At 69.4% G+C, this 15,922-nt stretch carries 13 protein-coding genes; 8 read left to right on the plus strand and 5 right to left on the minus strand.

Annotated features, from left to right (window positions below; genetic code table 11):
- Positions 1-6 precede the first annotated feature (6 nt).
- The gene (locus G537_RS0135515; RefSeq protein ID WP_155888935.1) at positions 7-1,428 is read right to left on the minus strand and encodes a sigma-54-dependent transcriptional regulator; all 1,422 of its coding nucleotides are present in this window, start codon (positions 1,426-1,428) and stop codon (positions 7-9) included.
- 124 nt (positions 1,429-1,552) lie between these two features.
- Between G537_RS0135515 and G537_RS0135520 the strand changes: the two genes are divergently transcribed.
- The 3 genes from G537_RS0135520 to G537_RS0135530 all read left to right on the plus strand — a co-directional run bounded on the left by G537_RS0135520 (position 1,553) and on the right by G537_RS0135530 (position 5,988).
- Positions 1,553-2,998: an aldehyde dehydrogenase family protein gene (locus G537_RS0135520; RefSeq protein WP_034854121.1), complete on the plus strand. Its 1,446-nt coding sequence runs from the start codon at positions 1,553-1,555 to the stop codon at positions 2,996-2,998.
- Positions 2,999-3,212: 214 nt separating this feature from the next.
- Positions 3,213-3,965: a glucose 1-dehydrogenase gene (locus G537_RS0135525; RefSeq protein WP_026874073.1), complete on the plus strand. Its 753-nt coding sequence runs from the start codon at positions 3,213-3,215 to the stop codon at positions 3,963-3,965.
- 136 nt (positions 3,966-4,101) lie between these two features.
- Positions 4,102-5,988 carry a potassium transporter Kup gene (locus G537_RS0135530; protein ID WP_026874074.1) on the plus strand — a complete coding sequence of 629 codons (1,887 nt, stop codon included), beginning with the start codon at positions 4,102-4,104 and terminating at the stop codon, positions 5,986-5,988.
- A 157-nt stretch (positions 5,989-6,145) separates the two neighbouring features.
- On the opposite strand, the gene G537_RS0135535 is transcribed toward G537_RS0135530, so the two are convergent.
- From G537_RS0135535 to G537_RS0135545, 3 genes are all read right to left on the minus strand, one after another.
- Positions 6,146-7,900 carry a TRAP transporter large permease gene (locus tag G537_RS0135535; protein ID WP_026874075.1) on the minus strand — a complete coding sequence of 585 codons (1,755 nt, stop codon included), beginning with the start codon at positions 7,898-7,900 and terminating at the stop codon, positions 6,146-6,148.
- On the minus strand, positions 7,897-8,565 hold the full coding sequence (locus G537_RS0135540; RefSeq protein WP_034854122.1) for a TRAP transporter small permease subunit: 669 nt from the start codon (positions 8,563-8,565) through the stop codon (positions 7,897-7,899). Before G537_RS0135540 ends, G537_RS0135535 begins: the two co-directional genes overlap by 4 nt.
- A gap of 88 nt (positions 8,566-8,653) precedes the next feature.
- Positions 8,654-9,814 (minus strand): TRAP transporter substrate-binding protein, encoded by a 1,161-nt coding sequence (locus tag G537_RS0135545; RefSeq protein ID WP_026874077.1) that lies wholly within the window; start codon positions 9,812-9,814, stop codon positions 8,654-8,656.
- A gap of 258 nt (positions 9,815-10,072) precedes the next feature.
- On the opposite strand from G537_RS0135545, the gene G537_RS0135550 reads away from it, so the two are divergent.
- The 5 genes from G537_RS0135550 to G537_RS0135570 all read left to right on the plus strand — a co-directional run bounded on the left by G537_RS0135550 (position 10,073) and on the right by G537_RS0135570 (position 14,530).
- Entirely contained in the window at positions 10,073-10,777 is a 705-nt protein-coding gene (locus G537_RS0135550) for a CoA transferase subunit A (protein ID WP_026874078.1), read from the plus strand.
- A 16-nt stretch (positions 10,778-10,793) separates the two neighbouring features.
- Complete coding sequence (locus G537_RS0135555) at positions 10,794-11,438, plus strand: CoA transferase subunit B (RefSeq protein ID WP_026874079.1); 645 nt, start codon at positions 10,794-10,796, stop codon at positions 11,436-11,438.
- A gap of 9 nt (positions 11,439-11,447) precedes the next feature.
- Positions 11,448-12,359 (plus strand): polysaccharide deacetylase family protein, encoded by a 912-nt coding sequence (locus tag G537_RS41745; protein WP_034854124.1) that lies wholly within the window; start codon positions 11,448-11,450, stop codon positions 12,357-12,359.
- A 102-nt stretch (positions 12,360-12,461) separates the two neighbouring features.
- Positions 12,462-13,625: a GNAT family N-acetyltransferase gene (locus tag G537_RS0135565; RefSeq protein ID WP_026874080.1), complete on the plus strand. Its 1,164-nt coding sequence runs from the start codon at positions 12,462-12,464 to the stop codon at positions 13,623-13,625.
- A gap of 74 nt (positions 13,626-13,699) precedes the next feature.
- On the plus strand, positions 13,700-14,530 hold the full coding sequence (locus G537_RS0135570; protein ID WP_026874081.1) for a DUF533 domain-containing protein: 831 nt from the start codon (positions 13,700-13,702) through the stop codon (positions 14,528-14,530).
- 274 nt (positions 14,531-14,804) lie between these two features.
- On the opposite strand, the gene G537_RS0135575 is transcribed toward G537_RS0135570, so the two are convergent.
- The gene (locus tag G537_RS0135575) at positions 14,805-15,794 is read right to left on the minus strand and encodes a 2-hydroxyacid dehydrogenase (protein ID WP_026874082.1); all 990 of its coding nucleotides are present in this window, start codon (positions 15,792-15,794) and stop codon (positions 14,805-14,807) included.
- Positions 15,795-15,922 lie beyond the last annotated feature (128 nt).

The following is a 15,922-nucleotide window of genomic DNA, read 5'->3' on the forward strand; positions in this document are numbered from 1 at the left end:
GCGGACTCAGCCCCGGCCCTCGGCCTCCCAGTTCAGCCGCTTGCGGTAGATGGTCGAGGCGCTGATGCCGAGCAGCGCCGCGGCCCGAGGCACATGGCCGTCGCAGGCCGCGATCGCGTCCTCGATCGCCTCCTTCTCGATCATCCACAGCGGCCGGATCGGCGTTTCCTTGCCGTTGGGGGCGAGCGGCGGCTCGGCCGCCGGGCGGCTGGGCTGCGCCGCCGGGATCAGGGTCCGGACCGGCGGCGGCAGCATCGCCCGCGTCACCCGCGGCCCATCATGCAGCACCACGATGTTGCGGATCACGTTCTGCAGCTGCCGGACGTTGCCGGGCCAGGCGTAGCGCTGCAGGTCCTCCGCCACCTCGAGGTCGAAATCGGCGAAGCTCTTGCCCTCCTCCGCCGCATAGTCGCGCAGGAACTGCCGGGCGATCAGCAGCACGTCGTCCTCGCGCTCGCGCAGCGGCGGCAGGGTGACCGGGATCACCAGCAGGCGGTAGTACAGGTCCTCGCGGAACCGGCCCTGCCGCACCTCCTCCGCCGGGTCGCGGTTGGTGGCGCAGACGATGCGCAGATCGACCTTGCGCTCGCGGCTGCCGCCGACCGGCCGCACCTCGCCGGTCTGCAGGAAGCGCAGCAGCTTGGTCTGCAGCTCCGGCGCCAGCTCGCAGATCTCGTCCAGGAACAGGGTGCCGCCATTGGCCCGGACGGCGGCGCCCTCATGGTCGGCGACCGCACCGGTGAAGGCGCCCTTCACATGGCCGAAGATCTCCGATTCCATCAGGTCGCGCGGGATCGCGCCGCAGTTCAGCGCGACGAAGGGCTGGTCGCGGCGCGGGCTGCGGCGGTGCACCGCCTCGGCGCACAGCTCCTTGCCGGTGCCGCTCTCGCCGGTGATGAAGACGGTGGCCTTCGACGCCGCCGCGGAATCGATGATCCGGTACACCGCCTGCATCGCCAGCGACCGGCCGATGAAGCCGTGGTAGCGGTCGCGGCCGAGATCCTCGCGCCAGGCCTCGACCTCGCGCTGCAGCCGCATCCGCTCCAGCGTGTTGCGCACGGTCACCGTCAGCCGGTCGCCGGGGAAGGGCTTGACCAGGAAATCGAAGGCGCCGAGCCGCATCGCGTCGACCGCGGTGTTGACCGAGCCGTGGGCGGTGATCACGATCGGCGCGACCGGGATCTGCTGCTCGCGGATATGCTGCAGGATCTCCATGCCGTTCATATCCGGCAGGTTGAGGTCCAGCAGCACGGTCGCATAGCGCCCCTGCGCCAGCGCCGCGAGCGCATCGGCCCCGGTCTCGGCATGATCGACCGCGATGCCGGCCTTGGACAGGGTCTCGATGTAGAGCCGGGCCAGCGCCGGCATGTCCTCGACCAGCAGGACGGCGGCGGGCTCGGCCAAGGGCGTTTCGGCAAGCGGAGCCATGGCAATATCGTGGCCCATAGGAGCATCCACCTTCAATCACAGCTGCAAGAACAGTTCATCCGAAACGCAACAACCTGCCGAGCCTGCCCATCCCGATGACGGTCCCGGAGACAGAAAGAGCATCATGATAGGTCCGAAAACGATTCTGATCGACGGAATTTGGCACAGCGCGGACGACGGCCGCACCATTCCGGTGATCGATCCGTCGACCGGGGCGGCGTTCGACACTCTGGCCCGCGGCGGCGCGGCCGAGATCGATGCCGCCGTGCGGGCCGCGCGCCGCGCCTTCGACGACGGGCCCTGGGGCCGGATGCCCGCGGTCGAGCGCGGCCGGATCCTGACGCGCCTCGGCCGCGCCATCGAGGCGGATTTCGAGACGCTGTGGCGGCTGGAGGCCGCCGATGCTGGCAAGCCGGTGAAGCAGGCCAAGGCCGACATCACCGCCTGCGCCCGGTACTTCGAATTCTACGGCGGCGCCTGCGACAAGCATCACGGCACCACCATCCCCACTCTCGACGGCTACACCGTGCTGACGGTGAAGGAACCCTACGGCGTCACCGGCCACGTCATCCCCTGGAACTACCCGGCGCAGATCTTCGGCCGCACCATCGGCGGCGCCCTGGCGGCCGGCAATGCCTGCGTGCTGAAGCCGGCGGAGGATGCCTGCCTGACGCCGCTGCGCATCGCCCAGCTGGCGCTGGAGGCCGGGCTGCCGCCGGGGGCGCTGAACGTCGTCACCGGCCTGGGCGCCGAGGCGGGCGCCGCCCTGGCCTCGCATCCCGGCATCGACCACATCAGCTTCACCGGGTCGCCCGCCACCGGCGCCGCGATCCAGGCCGCGGCGGCGAAGTTCAACCGGCCGGTGACGATGGAGCTGGGGGGCAAGTCGCCCCAGCTCGTCTTCGACGACGCCGATGCCGAGGCCGCCCTGCCCTTCGTCACCGCGGCGATCGTGCAGAATGCCGGCCAGACCTGTTCCGCCGGCAGCCGTCTGCTGCTGCAGGACGGCATCGCCGACGACTTCCTCGCCGCGCTGGGCGACCGCTTCCGGGCGCTGGAGACCGGTCCGTGGGACCGCGACCCGGATTGCGGCCCGCTGATCAGCGCCCGGCAGCACGAACGGGTGCGCGGCCATCTCGACCGCGCCCGGGCCGACGGGCTGCCGGTGCTGGCCGAGGGAAGGCTGAGCCCGAACGCCCCGGCCGGCGGCTTCTACCAGGTGCCGACCCTGATCGGCGACGTGCCGCCCGGTCATCCGCTGGCGCAGGAGGAGGTGTTCGGCCCGGTGCTGGCGGTGCTGCGCTTCCGTGACGAGGAGGAGGCGATCCGCCTGGCCAACGGCACCGAATTCGGCCTGGTCGCCGGAGTCTGGACCCGCGACGGCGCCCGGCAGCTGCGCTGCGCCCGCCGGATCCGGGCCGGCCAGGTCTTCGTCAACAACTACGGCGCCGGCGGCGGGGTCGAGCTGCCCTTCGGCGGCATGAAACGCTCCGGCTTCGGCCGCGAGAAGGCGATGGAGGGGCTGGACCATTTCAGCGTGACGAAGACCATCGCCATCAGGCACGGATAGTGGCTCGAGCCAGGCGCGCGATCGAAGATCCGCGCCGGGCTCATACCTCCTCGGCGGACATTCGCCTGCTGCGGCGGCCGCCCTGCCCCTATAGTCCGGCCATTCGACGTCCGGCAGCCGCCGGAGCGGACGGCGGGCCGGGCGCCCGCCACTCGGCGGCGCGCCGCCCGCGACACGACCACCACGCGATCAGGACAGGCAAGAGGGACAGGGCATGCGGCTCGAAGGCAAGGTGGCCATCGTCACCGGCGCGGCGTCAGGCTTCGGCAAGGGCATCGCCGAGCGCTTCGTGCGGGAAGGCGCCAGCGTGCTGGTCGCCGATCTGTCGGCCGAGGCCGGCGAGGCGGTGGCCGCTGCGCTGAACGAGGAGCGGCCGGGCGCCGCCCGCTTCGTCCGAACCGACGTGTCGCGCGACGCCGACACCGCGGTCGCCGTCGCCACCGCGGTCGAGGCCTTCGGCGGGCTCGACATCGTCGTCAACAACGCCGGCTACACCCATCGCAACAAGCCGATGGCCGAGGTCACCGAGGACGAGTTCGACCGCATCTTCGCGGTCAATGTGAAGGCGATCTTCCTGTCGGTGCGGCACGCCGCGCCGCATCTCTCGGCCAAGGGCGGCTCGATCCTCAACATCGCCTCGACCGCCGGCATCCGGCCGCGGCCCGGCCTGACCTGGTACAACGCCTCGAAGGGGGCGGTGATCACCGCCACCAAGTCGATGGCGGTCGAGCTGGCGCCGAAAATCCGCGTCAACTGCCTGTGCCCGGTGCTGGGCCAGACCGGCCTGACCTCGACCTTCCTCGGCGACGACACGCCGGAGCGGCGGGCCCAGTTCCTGGCGACCATCCCGCTCGGCCGCATGAGCACGCCCGAGGACATCGCCAACGCCGCCCTCTACCTGTCCTCCGACGAGGCGTCGATGGTCACCGGCGTGGCGCTCGAGGTCGACGGCGGCCGCTGCATCTGAGAGCAGGCGGATCGCAGCCGGGGCTTGCCTCGGGGCTGCGATCCCCGCACCCTCGGCTCAACGTAGCGGAGGGGGCCTTGAGCATGCCAGCAACGGCCGGGTTGTCGACGGCGCGCCATCCGACTAGGAAGGCGCGATGACGACCATCGCAACCGACTCGCGCGACGGCCAATCGCTCGCTCCCAAGCTGCTCGGCGTCATCGGCGTCGTGTACGGGGATATCGGCACCAGCCCGCTCTACACCATCCGCGAATGCTTCACCCATCCGGGGGCGCCCGGCGTCTCGGAGGGTGCGGTGCTGGGCGTGCTGTCGCTGATCTTCTGGGCGACGACGCTGATCATCACGGTCAAATACGTCTCCTTCGTGATGCGCGCCGACAACCGCGGTGAAGGCGGCGTCCTGGCCCTCACGGCGCTGGCCTTCCGGTCGCGCCGGGGGGCGAAATGGGGCCAGTTCATCGTCCTGCTCGGCATCATCGGCGCGGCGCTGTTCTACGGCGACGGCGTCATCACCCCGGCGATCTCGGTGCTCAGCGCGGTCGAAGGGCTGGGGATCGCGACCCCCCTGTTCGATCCCTACATCCTGCCGCTGACCATCGTCATCCTGACCCTGATCTTCATGGTCCAGGCCCATGGCACGGCCAAGGTCGGCTCGGCCTTCGGCCCGATCATGTGCCTGTGGTTCCTGACCATCGGCCTGCTCGGCGCGGCCCAGATCGTGAACCGCCCCGACGTGCTGGCGGCGATCTGGCCGAACCATGCGGTCGAGCTGTTCGTCACCCATCCCTGGGCCGCGATCGTCGTGCTCGGCTCGGTGGTGCTGGCGGTCACCGGCGGCGAAGCCCTCTACGCCGATATGGGCCATTTCGGCCGCGGCCCGATCCGCATCGCCTGGCTCGGCTTCGTCTGGCCGGCCCTGCTGCTGAACTATTTCGGTCAGGGGGCGCTGCTGATCCAGAACCCCGCGGCGATCGAATCGCCCTTCTACCTGCTGGCGCCGTCCTGGGGCCTGTACCCGATGGTGGTCCTGGCCACCATGGCCACGGTGATCGCCTCCCAGGCCGTGATCTCCGGCGCCTTCTCGGTCAGCCAGCAGGCGGCCCAGCTGGGCTACATGCCGCGGCTGGAGATCCGCCACACCTCGGCTGAGGAGAAGGGCCAGATCTACATCTCCCGCGTTAACTGGTCGCTCTACGCCATGGTCGTCATCCTGGTGGTCGGCTTCGGCTCCTCCAGCGCCCTGGCCGGGGCCTACGGCATCGCGGTGACCGGCACCATGGCGGTGACCAGCGTGCTGGCGTATCTCGTCGCCCGCCACCGCTGGGGCTGGAGCCGCTGGACCGCGCTGCCGCTGTTCGCCCTGTTCCTGTTCATCGACCTCGCCTTCTTCGGCGCCAACACCATCAAGATCCTGCACGGCGGCTGGTTCCCGCTGGTGCTGGCGGTGGTGCTGACGACGCTGATGTGGGTCTGGCGCAAGGGCCGCGAGATCCTGTACCGCCGCCGCTACCGCGACGCCATCCCGCTCGCGACGTTCGTCGAGGGCAAGATGTACAAGCGGGCGCACCGGGTGCCCGGCACCGGCATCTTCATGACCGGCAATGTTGGCGTCGTGCCCTTCGCCCTGCTGCACAACCTGAAGCACAACAAGATCATCCACGAGCGCGTGGTGCTGCTGAAGGTCGAGACCACGGACGAGCCGCGGGTCGACGACGAGCAGCGCATCGAGATCAAGGATCTCGGCGACGGCTTCTACACCGTGATCGTGCGCTACGGCTTCCAGCAGCAGCCGGACATCCCGCGGGCGCTGGCCGCCTGCGCCGCCAAGGGCCTCGGCTTCAACATGGCCGACACCTCCTTCTTCATGAGCCGGGAGTATTTCGTGCCGTCGTCGCGGCCGGAGCTGCCGCCCTGGCAGGAGTGGCTGTTCATCCTGATGTCGAACAACGCGCTGAGCGCCACCGAGTTCTTCCGCATCCCGGCCAACCGCGCGGTCGAGCTGGGCTCGCATCTGGAGATCTGAGGCCGGCGTCTTTGGACCGGCCCCTCCACCCATTCCGCGTCATGGCGAGGAGCGCAGCGACGTGGCCATCCAGGGGCCGGTGCGAGCGACCCTGGATGGGCCACGCCCCTTCGGGCTCGCCATGACGAATTGGAGTACGGGTCGGGCGAGACGGCCATCAGTTGCCGTACAGATACTCCGGCAGCCACAGCGTGATGCCGGGCCAGATGTACATCAGCACCATGCACAGGATCACGACCAGCATGTACGGCATCATCCCGGCGAAGATCTGGTTGATGGTGACGTGCGGCGGCGCCACGCCCTTCAGGTAGAAGGCCGACATCGCCACCGGCGGCGACAGGAACGCCGCCTGCAGGTTGACGAAGACCAGCACGCCCCACAGCACCGGGTCGATGCTGAAATGCTTCAGCAGCGGCAGGAAGATCGGCACGAAGATGATGATGATCTCGGTCCATTCCAGCGGCCAGCCGAGCAGGAAGATGATCGCCTGCGACAGGATCATGAACTGGACCGGCGACAGGTCGAGCGACAGCACCCAGCGCTCGATCAGCGCCTGACCGCCCAGCAGGGCGAAGACGGCGGAGAACAGCGCCGAGCCGACGAACAGCCAGCACACCATGGCGGTGGTCTTGGCGGTCAGGAACACCGCCTCCTTGGTCCGCTTCCAGTTCAGGGTCCGGGCCTGGAACGCCAGCAGGAAGGCGCCGGCGGCGCCGACCGCTGCGGATTCGGTGGCGGTGGTGATCCCGAACAGGATCACCGCCAGCACCACCACGGTGAGGATGGCGAGCGGCATGACCGACGACGCCAGCAGCTTCAGCATCTCGAAGCGTTCGGCGGTCATGCGCCGGTAGTAGCGGAACAGCACCACCGCCGCGGCCGCGGCGATCAGGCCGAAGGCGATGTAGAAGCCGGTGCCCGCTCCGGCCTCCGCGCCGGTCGCCGGCGCGTCGGTGGCGACCGGCGCGCCCAGCTGCTCCAGCCCCTCCGGCAACGCCTCCGCCTCGGCCGAGGCCTGCGGGTAGATCACGACGTACCACCAGGCCGCCCCGAGGGTCAGCGCCGTCAGCGCCAGCGGCACCAGCGCGGTGGCGAAGTTGCCGGCGAGGCGGCCATAGCCGAGGCGGCCGTTCCCGGTGTCGAGCGCGACCGCCCGGGACGGCGAGACCAGCGCCTTGGCCAGCCCGACCAGCATGTTGCGCGAATACGCATCCTGGAAGGCCCGCATCCAGCCCGGCACCGGCACGCGGGTCTGCTCCTCCGGCAGGCGCGGCGCGACCTTCGGCTGCAGCAGCGCCCAGCCGACGATGTAGAGGAGGTACAGGAGGGCCAGGAAGAACCCCGGGAACATCGCCGCGGCGTAGAGCTTGACCACCGACTGCCCCGCCACCGCGGCGTAGACGATGATCATCACCGAGGGCGGGATCAGGATGCCCAGCGTGCCGCCGGCGGTGATCACGCCGGAGGCGAGCCGGACGTCGTAGCCGGCGCGCAGCATCGGGTTGAGGGCGATCACCCCCATCAGCACCACCACGGCGCCGACCAGGCCGCTGGCAATGCCCCAGAAGGTGCAGACGATCAGGGTGGCGACGGCGAGCGAGGCCGGCACCCGGCGGGCCGAGAGCTGGATGCTGTAGAACATCTTGTCCACCAGCGCCCCGCGCTCCATCACATAGCCCATCAGCACGAAGAGCGGGATCGAGACCAGGACGTCGTTGGTCATCGCCCCGTAGGTGCGCTGGACCATCAGGTCGAAGACCCGGTTGTCCCACCACGGCTCGGACGGGTCGTAGAAGGCGTAGAAGCCGAAGAACATGCCGAGGCCCATCAGCGTGAAGGCCGTCGGGAAGCCCATCATGATGACGACCACGATGAGCCCGAGCATCGTGAGTCCGAGCGCCCCTTCGCTCATGTCTGCAGATCTCCCCCCGCCCCGCGCTGGCGCGCCGCCTCGTCGATCTTCTGCGCGCGCTCGATCGCGTCCCGGCGCGTCGCCTCGTCCACATGCTCGCTGTGCGCCAGCTGCTCCTCGACCACGTCGATCTCGGTGACATCCTTGAGCCGGCTGGGCCATTCGCCGGTCCGCAGGCAGGCGACGCAGCGCAGGATCTCGGCCAGCCCCTGAAGCATCACCAGCGCCCCGGCGACCGGGATCATCGCCTTGAAATGGTAGATCGGCGGCCCTTCCGCGGTGACGGTCGAGTGCTCGTTGATCCGCCAGGACAGCTCGGCATAGCTGTAGCCGGCGTAGATCAGGGCGGCGATGCCGGGCAGGAAGAACAGGATGTAGAGCACCAGGTCGAACGCCGCCTGCGTCCGCGGCCGCATCGAGCCGTACAGGAAGTCGCCGCGGACATGGCCGTTCTGGGCCAGGGTGTAGGCCCCGGCCAGCATGAACAGAGTGCCGTAGAACATGTTGCTGGCGTCGAAGATCCACGCCGTCGGCGCGTTCAGGATGTAGCGCTTGAAGACCTCGACGCAGATCAGCGCCATCAGCCCGATGATCAGCCAAGCGGCGGCCTTGCCGACCCAGGTGCTGACGCCGTCGACCAAGTGCAGGAGACGCTGGAGGCTCATGCGCTGCAGCCCGCTGCCGGAGGGATCGGGACGGGGCGCGGCGCCGTCGGACGAGTCCGGACGGCGCCGCGCCGGCTCCGCTGCGGGGTCAGAGCTTGCTCGCCGCCGCGTTCGCTCCGAAATAGTGGTCGAAGGCCAGCCGCCGGTTGACGACGGTGTCCTGCTCCCACCGCGTCGCCCGCTGGGCGAAGGCGATCTGGGACTGAATGACTTCCCCGAACAGCGGGTTCTCCCCCACCTTCTTCTTCACCACCTCGTCATAGACCTCGAGCTGCCGCTTCAGGATCGCTTCCGGCGTCTTGTAGAACTTGACGCCGTCCTTGCTCTGCATCTCCAGGTAATCCTTGGAGTAGCGATCGATCGCCTTCCACTGCATGTCCTGCGAGGCCGCCTCGGCGGCGTTGGCGATGATGGCCTTCACCTTCTCGGGCAGCGCGTCGTATTTGGTCTTGTTGAACAGGACCTCGAACTGCTCGGCGTTCTGGTGATAGCTCTGCAGCATGCAGATCTTGGAGACGTCGGGGAAGCCGAGCACGCGGTCGGAGGAGGCGTTGTTGAACTCGGCGGCGTCGAGCAGGCCGCGGTCCAGCGCCGAGACGATCTCGCCGCCCGGCAGAGCATTGACCGAGGCCCCGAGGCCGGTGAAGACGTCGATCGAGATGCCGACGGTGCGGAACTTCAGGCCCTGCAGGTCCTCGGCCTTGGCCACCGGCCTCTTGAACCAGCCGAGCGGCTGGGTCGGCATCGGCCCGTAGAGGAACGAGACGACATTGGCGCCGATCGAGGCGTAGAGCTTCTCCAGCAGCTCCTTGCCGCCGCCGTATTTGTGCCAGGCCATCAGCATGTTGGCGTCCATCCCGAAGCCGGGGCCGGATCCCCAGAGCGCGAGCGCCGCCTGCTTCCCATAGTGGTAGGCGACCACGCCATGGCCGCCGTCGAGCGTGCCCTGCGACACGGCGTCGAGCAGGCCGAAGGCCGGCACCACGGCACCGGCCGGCAGCACCTCGATGCTGAGGTCGCCGCCGGTCATGTCGTTGACCTTCTTGGCGAAGTCCTGCGCGAATTCGTGGAAGATGTCCTTCGAGGGCCAGGTGCTCTGCCAGCGCATATGCACCGGCCCCTGCGCCTTGACGATGGCCGGCGCGGCGACGGTCGCCGCCGCGGCCACGGCCGCTCCGCTCAGGAACCGGCGGCGCGACCGCTTCGATGCCGCGACGGGCGGCGTGGGCTCCCGATCATGGATGGTCATTGAAACCTCCCCTGTTGGGCGCGTGGGACGCTTCAGCCGGCGTCCTTCGATGCGCAACAAAGCCACAGCTTGTCACAGATGATCGTAAGAATCATCCGGCAGGATTGGTGTCACAGATACGACCTTCGTCGCAGCTCCGGATCGGTCACGGCCCCCTGCCGCAAGCCGGCCCGGGTGCGGCGCGGCCTCGATTGACTCCCGCCCGCCGCCCCGCTTTAGTCCCTCGGCGCCCAGCTGATGCCCAACGGGAGGGACGGGATGAAGAAGGTCTATCCGGATGCGACGGCCGCCCTGGCCGGCGTGCTCCGCGACGGGATGACGATCATGGCCGGCGGCTTCGGCCTCTGCGGCATCCCCGAGAAGCTGATCGACGCCATCGCCGAGAGCGGCGTGAAGGGCCTGACGGTGATCTCGAACAATTGCGGCATCGACGGCGTCGGCCTCGGCAAGCTGCTCGAGCGCGGCCAGATCAAGAAGATGATCTCGTCCTATGTCGGCGAGAACAAGCTGTTCGCGCAGCAGTACCTGTCCGGCCAGCTGGAGCTGGAGTTCAACCCGCAGGGCACGCTGGCCGAGCGCATCCGCGCCGGCGGCGCCGGCATTCCCGCCTTCTTCACCAAGACCGGCGTCGGCACCATCGTCGCCGAGGGCAAGGAGGTGCGGGAGTTCGACGGCGCCGAATACGTCATGGAGCGCGGGCTGTTCGCCGACCTGGCCATCGTCAAGGCCTGGAAGGGCGACGCCGAGGGCAACCTGATCTACCGGAAGACGGCGCGGAACTTCAACCCGATGATGGCCACCGCGGCCAAGGTCACGGTCGCCGAGGTCGAGGAGCTGGTCGATGTCGGCGGGCTGGACCCGAACCAGATCCACACCCCGGGCATCTATGTGAAGCGCATCCTTCAGGGCAAGGACTACGAGAAGCGCATCGAGCAGCGAACCACCCGGCCGCGGGCCGCCTGAGGAGAGGGAGAGCACCATGCCCTGGACCCGTGAGCAGATGGCCGCCCGCGCCGCCCGCGAGCTGCAGGACGGCTTCTACGTCAATCTCGGCATCGGCATCCCGACGCTGGTGGCGAACTACATCCCCGACGGCATCACCGTGACGCTGCAGAGCGAGAACGGCATGCTGGGCATGGGCCCCTTCCCTTACGAGGGCGAGGAGGACCCGGACCTGATCAACGCCGGCAAGCAGACGATCACCGAGCTGCCGCAGTCGAGCTATTTCAGCTCGGCCGACTCGTTCGCCATGATCCGCGGCGGCCATATCGACCTGTCGATCCTCGGCGCCATGCAGGTGTCGAAGGAGGGCGACCTCGCCAACTGGATGATCCCCGGCAAGATGGTGAAGGGGATGGGCGGGGCGATGGACCTGGTCGCCGGCGTCAAGCGCGTCGTCGTGATCATGGAGCACAACGCCAAGGACGGCGCGCCGAAGCTGCTGAACCAGTGCGACCTGCCGCTGACCGGCAAGGCCGTGGTCGATCTCGTGATCACCGAGCTCGGCGTGTTCGAGATCGGGCCGCAAGGCCTGACCCTGATCGAGGTCGCCGACGGCGTCACCGTCGACGAGATCCGGGCCAAGACCGAGGCGCCCTTCGCCACCCGCCCCGGCCTCGCCTGATCCCGCCCGATGGCCGGCACGCCCGCGGGGCCGCTCGCCGGCCATGGCCGCTACGACTACAGCGCGATCACCCGCCGGCCGGGCTATGCCTGGCCGGACGGGACCCGTCTCGCCGTCTATCTCGGCCTCAATCTCGAGCATTTCGCCTTCGGCGAGGGGCTGGGCGCCGAGCTGGCACCCGGCGGGCCGCAGCCGGACGTGCTGAACTACGCTTGGCGCGACTATGGCAACCGGGTCGGCGCCTGGCGCCTCTTGGAACTGTTCGACAGCCTGGCCCTGCCCTGCTCCGTCATCGTCAATGCGTCGATCTACGACCATTGCCCGGAGCTGCCGGCCGCCTTCCAGGCCCGCGGCGACGAGATCGTCGGCCACGGCCACAGCAATTCAGAGCGCCAGGGCATCTTGCCCGAGGCCGAGGAGGCGGCGCTGATCCGCCGCGCCACCGAGGCCATCGCCCGCCACGCCGGCTCGCCGCCGAAAGGCTGGCTCGGCCCCTGGATCTCGCAGAGCCACCGCACTCCCGACCTGCTGCGGGAGGCGGGCTACGATTACCTGCTGGACTGGTGCCATGACGACCAGCCGGTGTGGATGTGCACCCGCGGCGGCCGCATCCTGTCGGTGCCCTATCCGCAGGAGCTGAACGACATCCCGGCCATCGTGGCGCGTAAGATGAACGCCGACGCCTTCGCCGACATGGTGATCGGCCAGTTTGACGAGATGCTGGAGCAGCAATCGCACGGCCAGGCCCTGGTGATGGGCGTGGCGCTGCATCCCTACATCGTCGGCCAGCCCTACCGGCTGCGCCAGCTGCGCCGCGCCCTGGCCCATATCGCCGCCCGGCGCGATTCGGTCTGGATTACCACCGCCGGCGCCATCGCCGCCCATGCCGCCGCCCTGCCGCCCGGGACCGTGCCGGGCTGACGGCCAGCGCCCGATTGTCGCGCGGAGAGCCGGCCTCGGTGCTTGCTCCCGCCCGGCGCCGAGCCCAGATTAGGGTTTTCGCACATGCGAGAGAGCGGCCCCATGCCCGACGGCATCCCCGAGGCAAGCCTCAAGCTGGTCTCCGACATCACCGCGATCGACGCTTCCGCCTGGGACGCCTGCGCCGGGCCGGACAACCCGTTCCTCTCCCACGCCTTCCTCTCGGCGCTGGAGGAGAGCGGCTCGGCCACCGCCGAGACCGGCTGGCTGCCGCAGCATCTGGTGCTGGAGGAGCCGGACGGCCGCCTGCTCGGCGCCGTGCCGCTCTACCTCAAGGTCCATTCCTACGGCGAGTACGTCTTCGACCACAGCTGGGCCCGCGCCTATGAGCAGGCGGGCGGCCGCTACTACCCGAAGCTGCAGTCGGCGGTGCCCTTCACCCCGGTCACCGGCCGGCGCCTGCTGGTCCGCCCCGGCGCCCCGGCGGCGACCGCCGAGCTGCTGATCCGCGGCCTCGAGCAGGCGGCGCTGGCGCACAAGGTATCGTCGCTGCACGTCACCTTTCCGACCGAAGCCGACTGGTCGCGCTTCGGCGAGGCCGGCTGGCTGCAGCGGATCGGTGAGCAGTATCACTGGGAGAACGAGGGCTACGGCAGCTTCGACGACTTCCTGGCCACGCTGAACAGCCGCCGCCGCAAGGACATCCGCAAGGAACGGCAGCGCGCGGTCGAGGGCGGCATCCGCCTGACCGCGCTGACCGGCGACGACCTCAAGCCCCAGCACTGGGACGCCTTCTTCCGCTTCTACCGCAACACCAGCGACCGGAAATGGGGCGACCCGTACCTGACCCGGGACTTCTTCGCCCGGATCGGCGAGACCATGGCCGACCGCATCGCCCTGGTGATGGCGGAGAAGGACGGCCGCTGGATCGCCGGCGCCCTGAACCTGATCGGCAGCGACACGATCTACGGCCGCAACTGGGGCTGCGACGGCCGCGACTATCCCTTCCTGCATTTCGAGGCCTGCTACTACCAGGCGATCGACTTCGCCATCGCCCGCGGGTTGAAGCGGGTCGAGGCCGGGGCGCAGGGCGAGCACAAGGTGATGCGCGGCTACCGCCCGGTCCGCACCTACAGCGCCCATTGGATCCGCGACCCCGGCTTCCGCCGCGCCGTGGCCGATTTCCTGGCCCGCGAGACCCGCGCGGTCGAGGCCGGCATCGAAGACCTCGCCGAACATCTCCCGTTCCGGCAAACTTGCCCCTAGCCGCATCCCGCGGCCGGCATCACGGCGCGACGGCCGGCAGGCAGGGCCGTCGCCGCGAACCGGGGAGAGAGACGATGGATCTCGACAAGCTCTTGGGTGCGTTGGCGCAGGGCGGCATGGGCCGGGCCGCGGGCGGCGGCGGGGCCGGCGGCCTCGACCTCGGCGGCATCCTCAGCCAAGTGCTGGGCGGGGGCGGCATGGGCGCCGCGCCGTCCGGCAGATCGGGCGGCGGCTTGGGCGGGCTGCTGGAGAGCCTGGGCGGCGGCGGTTCCTCCGGTGGCGGCCTGGGCGGGCTCGGCAGCATTCTCGGCGGTCTCGGCGGCGGCCAGAGCCGCGGTGGCGGTCTTGGTGGAGGCCTCGGCGGCGGGCTGATGGCGATCATCGCCGCGATCGCCATGCAGGCGCTGCAGAATCGCGGCGGGGGTGCCGCCGCAGCGCCGTCGCCGACCATCGACGACGCGCCGGCCATCACGCCCACCACCCCGTCCTCCGGGGCCGGCGGCGGATTCCTCGACATGGCCGATTCGGTCGGCGGCGGGGGCCAGGCGGCGCATCTGGTCGGGCAGGGCACCGCGCACCGGATCGTCCGCACCATGATCGCCGCGGCGGCGGCCGACGGCACCATCGACGAGGCCGAGGCCACGGCGATCCAGGGCCATCTCGGCGAGGGCGATTCGGAGGAGCGCGCCTTCCTGGAGAACGAGCTGCGCAACCCGGCGACACCGGAAGAGCTGGCGGCCGGAGTCAGCGGCCCGCAGGAGGCGGCGCAGATCTATACCGCGGCGCTCCTGACCGTGACCATGGATTCGCCGGAGGAGAGCCGGTTCCTGAAGCAGCTGGCCTTGGCGCTGAGGCTGGACGCCCAGACCATCGCGTCACTGCACCAGACGGTGAAGCAGGGCTGAGGGTCTTCCCTCTCCCCTTTTCTGTCATGCCCGGGCTTGACCCGGGCATCCAGAGGAATGTCGACGCTCTCTGGATTGCCGGGTCAAGCCCCATAGGCGCTAAGATAGGGCGGGTTCCTATATCGACTGGCACCAAGCGATTGCCTCTCCCGCGTCCGGCGGGAGAGGCAAACAGCATCAGCGAGAGCTGCAAAGACGTTGGCGGCAACAGCTATCCGCCTATCTTAGCGCCTATGGGGTCAAGCCCGGCAATGACAGTGAGAGGGGGCGGCTCCTAAAACTCCGTCTCCAGCACCCGGTCGGGCGGTACATGGCCGTCGACGAAGCTGCGGATGTTGACGATCACCTTCTGGCCCATGTCGATGCGGCCCTCGAGGGTGGCCGAGCCCATATGCGGCAGCAGCACGACGTTAGGCAGCTTCAGGAGCTTCGGGTTGACGTTCGGCTCGCGCTCGAACACGTCGAGCCCGGCGCCGCCCAGCTCACCCTGCTTCAGCATCTGCGCCAGCGCGTCCTCGTCGATCACCTCGCCGCGCGAGGTGTTCACGATCAGCGCGTCGCGGCGCATCAGCTTCAGCCGCCGGGGCGACAGCAGATGGTAGGTTGCCGGCGTGCGCGGGCAGTTGACCGAGACGATGTCCATCCGCGACAGCATCTGGTCCAGGCTGGGCCAGTAGGTGGCGTCCAGCTCGGCCTCCACCTCCGGATGCACCCGGTTGCGGTTGTGGTAGTGCACCGACAGGCCGAAGGCGCGGGCCCGCCGCGCCACCGCCTGGCCGATCCGGCCCATGCCGACGATGCCGAGCCGCTTGCCGCCGAGACGGGCGCCGAGCATGCCGGTCGGGCTCCAGCCGGTCCATTGCCCGGCGCGGACCAGCCGTTCTCCCTCCGCCAGCCGGCGGGCCACGGCCAGGATCAGGGCCATGGTCATGTCGGCCGTGTCCTCGGTCAGGACGCCGGGGGTGTTGGTCACGGTCAGCCCGCGCGCCTTGGCGGCGGAAAGGTCGATATGGTCGACGCCGGTGCCGAAGCTGGCGATCAGCTTCAGCTGCGGCCCGGACTGGGCCAGGAGGTCGGCGTCGATCCGGTCGGTGACGGTCGGAACCAGAACGTCGGCCTCGCGCATCGCGGCGACCAGCTGTTCCCGGTCCATCGCCACGTCGTCGTGGTTCAGCCGGGTCTCGAACAGCTCCATCATCCGGGTCTCGATGACATCCGGCAGCTTGCGGGTGACGATGACGAGCGGACGCTTTCTCTCGGCCATGGCTGAACCAGTCCCGGCAACCCCGTTTGCGCCATAGAGCAAGCCGGCCGCGCGAATGTCCAGAGCCGGACTGTGACCGGGGTCACGGTTTGGCCGAAGAGTCGCGTAGGATGATGGCGTCGACCGGC

The sequence above is a fragment of the Inquilinus limosus DSM 16000 genome (assembly GCF_000423185.1).
GTDB classification, from domain to species: Bacteria; Pseudomonadota; Alphaproteobacteria; order DSM-16000; family Inquilinaceae; genus Inquilinus; species Inquilinus limosus.

What these genes read in the sequence shown, in the direction of transcription:
- G537_RS0135515 (WP_155888935.1), bottom strand. Translation starts at nt 1,428, where the DNA reads ATGGCTCCGCTTGCCGAAACGCCCTTGGCCGAGCCCGCCGCCGTCCTG.
- G537_RS0135520 (WP_034854121.1), top strand. Translation starts at nt 1,553, where the DNA reads ATGATAGGTCCGAAAACGATTCTGATCGACGGAATTTGGCACAGCGCG.
- G537_RS0135525 (WP_026874073.1), top strand. Translation starts at nt 3,213, where the DNA reads ATGCGGCTCGAAGGCAAGGTGGCCATCGTCACCGGCGCGGCGTCAGGC.
- G537_RS0135530 (WP_026874074.1), top strand. Translation starts at nt 4,102, where the DNA reads ATGACGACCATCGCAACCGACTCGCGCGACGGCCAATCGCTCGCTCCC.
- G537_RS0135535 (WP_026874075.1), bottom strand. Translation starts at nt 7,900, where the DNA reads ATGAGCGAAGGGGCGCTCGGACTCACGATGCTCGGGCTCATCGTGGTC.
- G537_RS0135540 (WP_034854122.1), bottom strand. Translation starts at nt 8,565, where the DNA reads ATGAGCCTCCAGCGTCTCCTGCACTTGGTCGACGGCGTCAGCACCTGG.
- G537_RS0135545 (WP_026874077.1), bottom strand. Translation starts at nt 9,814, where the DNA reads ATGACCATCCATGATCGGGAGCCCACGCCGCCCGTCGCGGCATCGAAG.
- G537_RS0135550 (WP_026874078.1), top strand. Translation starts at nt 10,073, where the DNA reads ATGAAGAAGGTCTATCCGGATGCGACGGCCGCCCTGGCCGGCGTGCTC.
- G537_RS0135555 (WP_026874079.1), top strand. Translation starts at nt 10,794, where the DNA reads ATGCCCTGGACCCGTGAGCAGATGGCCGCCCGCGCCGCCCGCGAGCTG.
- G537_RS41745 (WP_034854124.1), top strand. Translation starts at nt 11,448, where the DNA reads ATGGCCGGCACGCCCGCGGGGCCGCTCGCCGGCCATGGCCGCTACGAC.
- G537_RS0135565 (WP_026874080.1), top strand. Translation starts at nt 12,462, where the DNA reads ATGCCCGACGGCATCCCCGAGGCAAGCCTCAAGCTGGTCTCCGACATC.
- G537_RS0135570 (WP_026874081.1), top strand. Translation starts at nt 13,700, where the DNA reads ATGGATCTCGACAAGCTCTTGGGTGCGTTGGCGCAGGGCGGCATGGGC.
- G537_RS0135575 (WP_026874082.1), bottom strand. Translation starts at nt 15,794, where the DNA reads ATGGCCGAGAGAAAGCGTCCGCTCGTCATCGTCACCCGCAAGCTGCCG.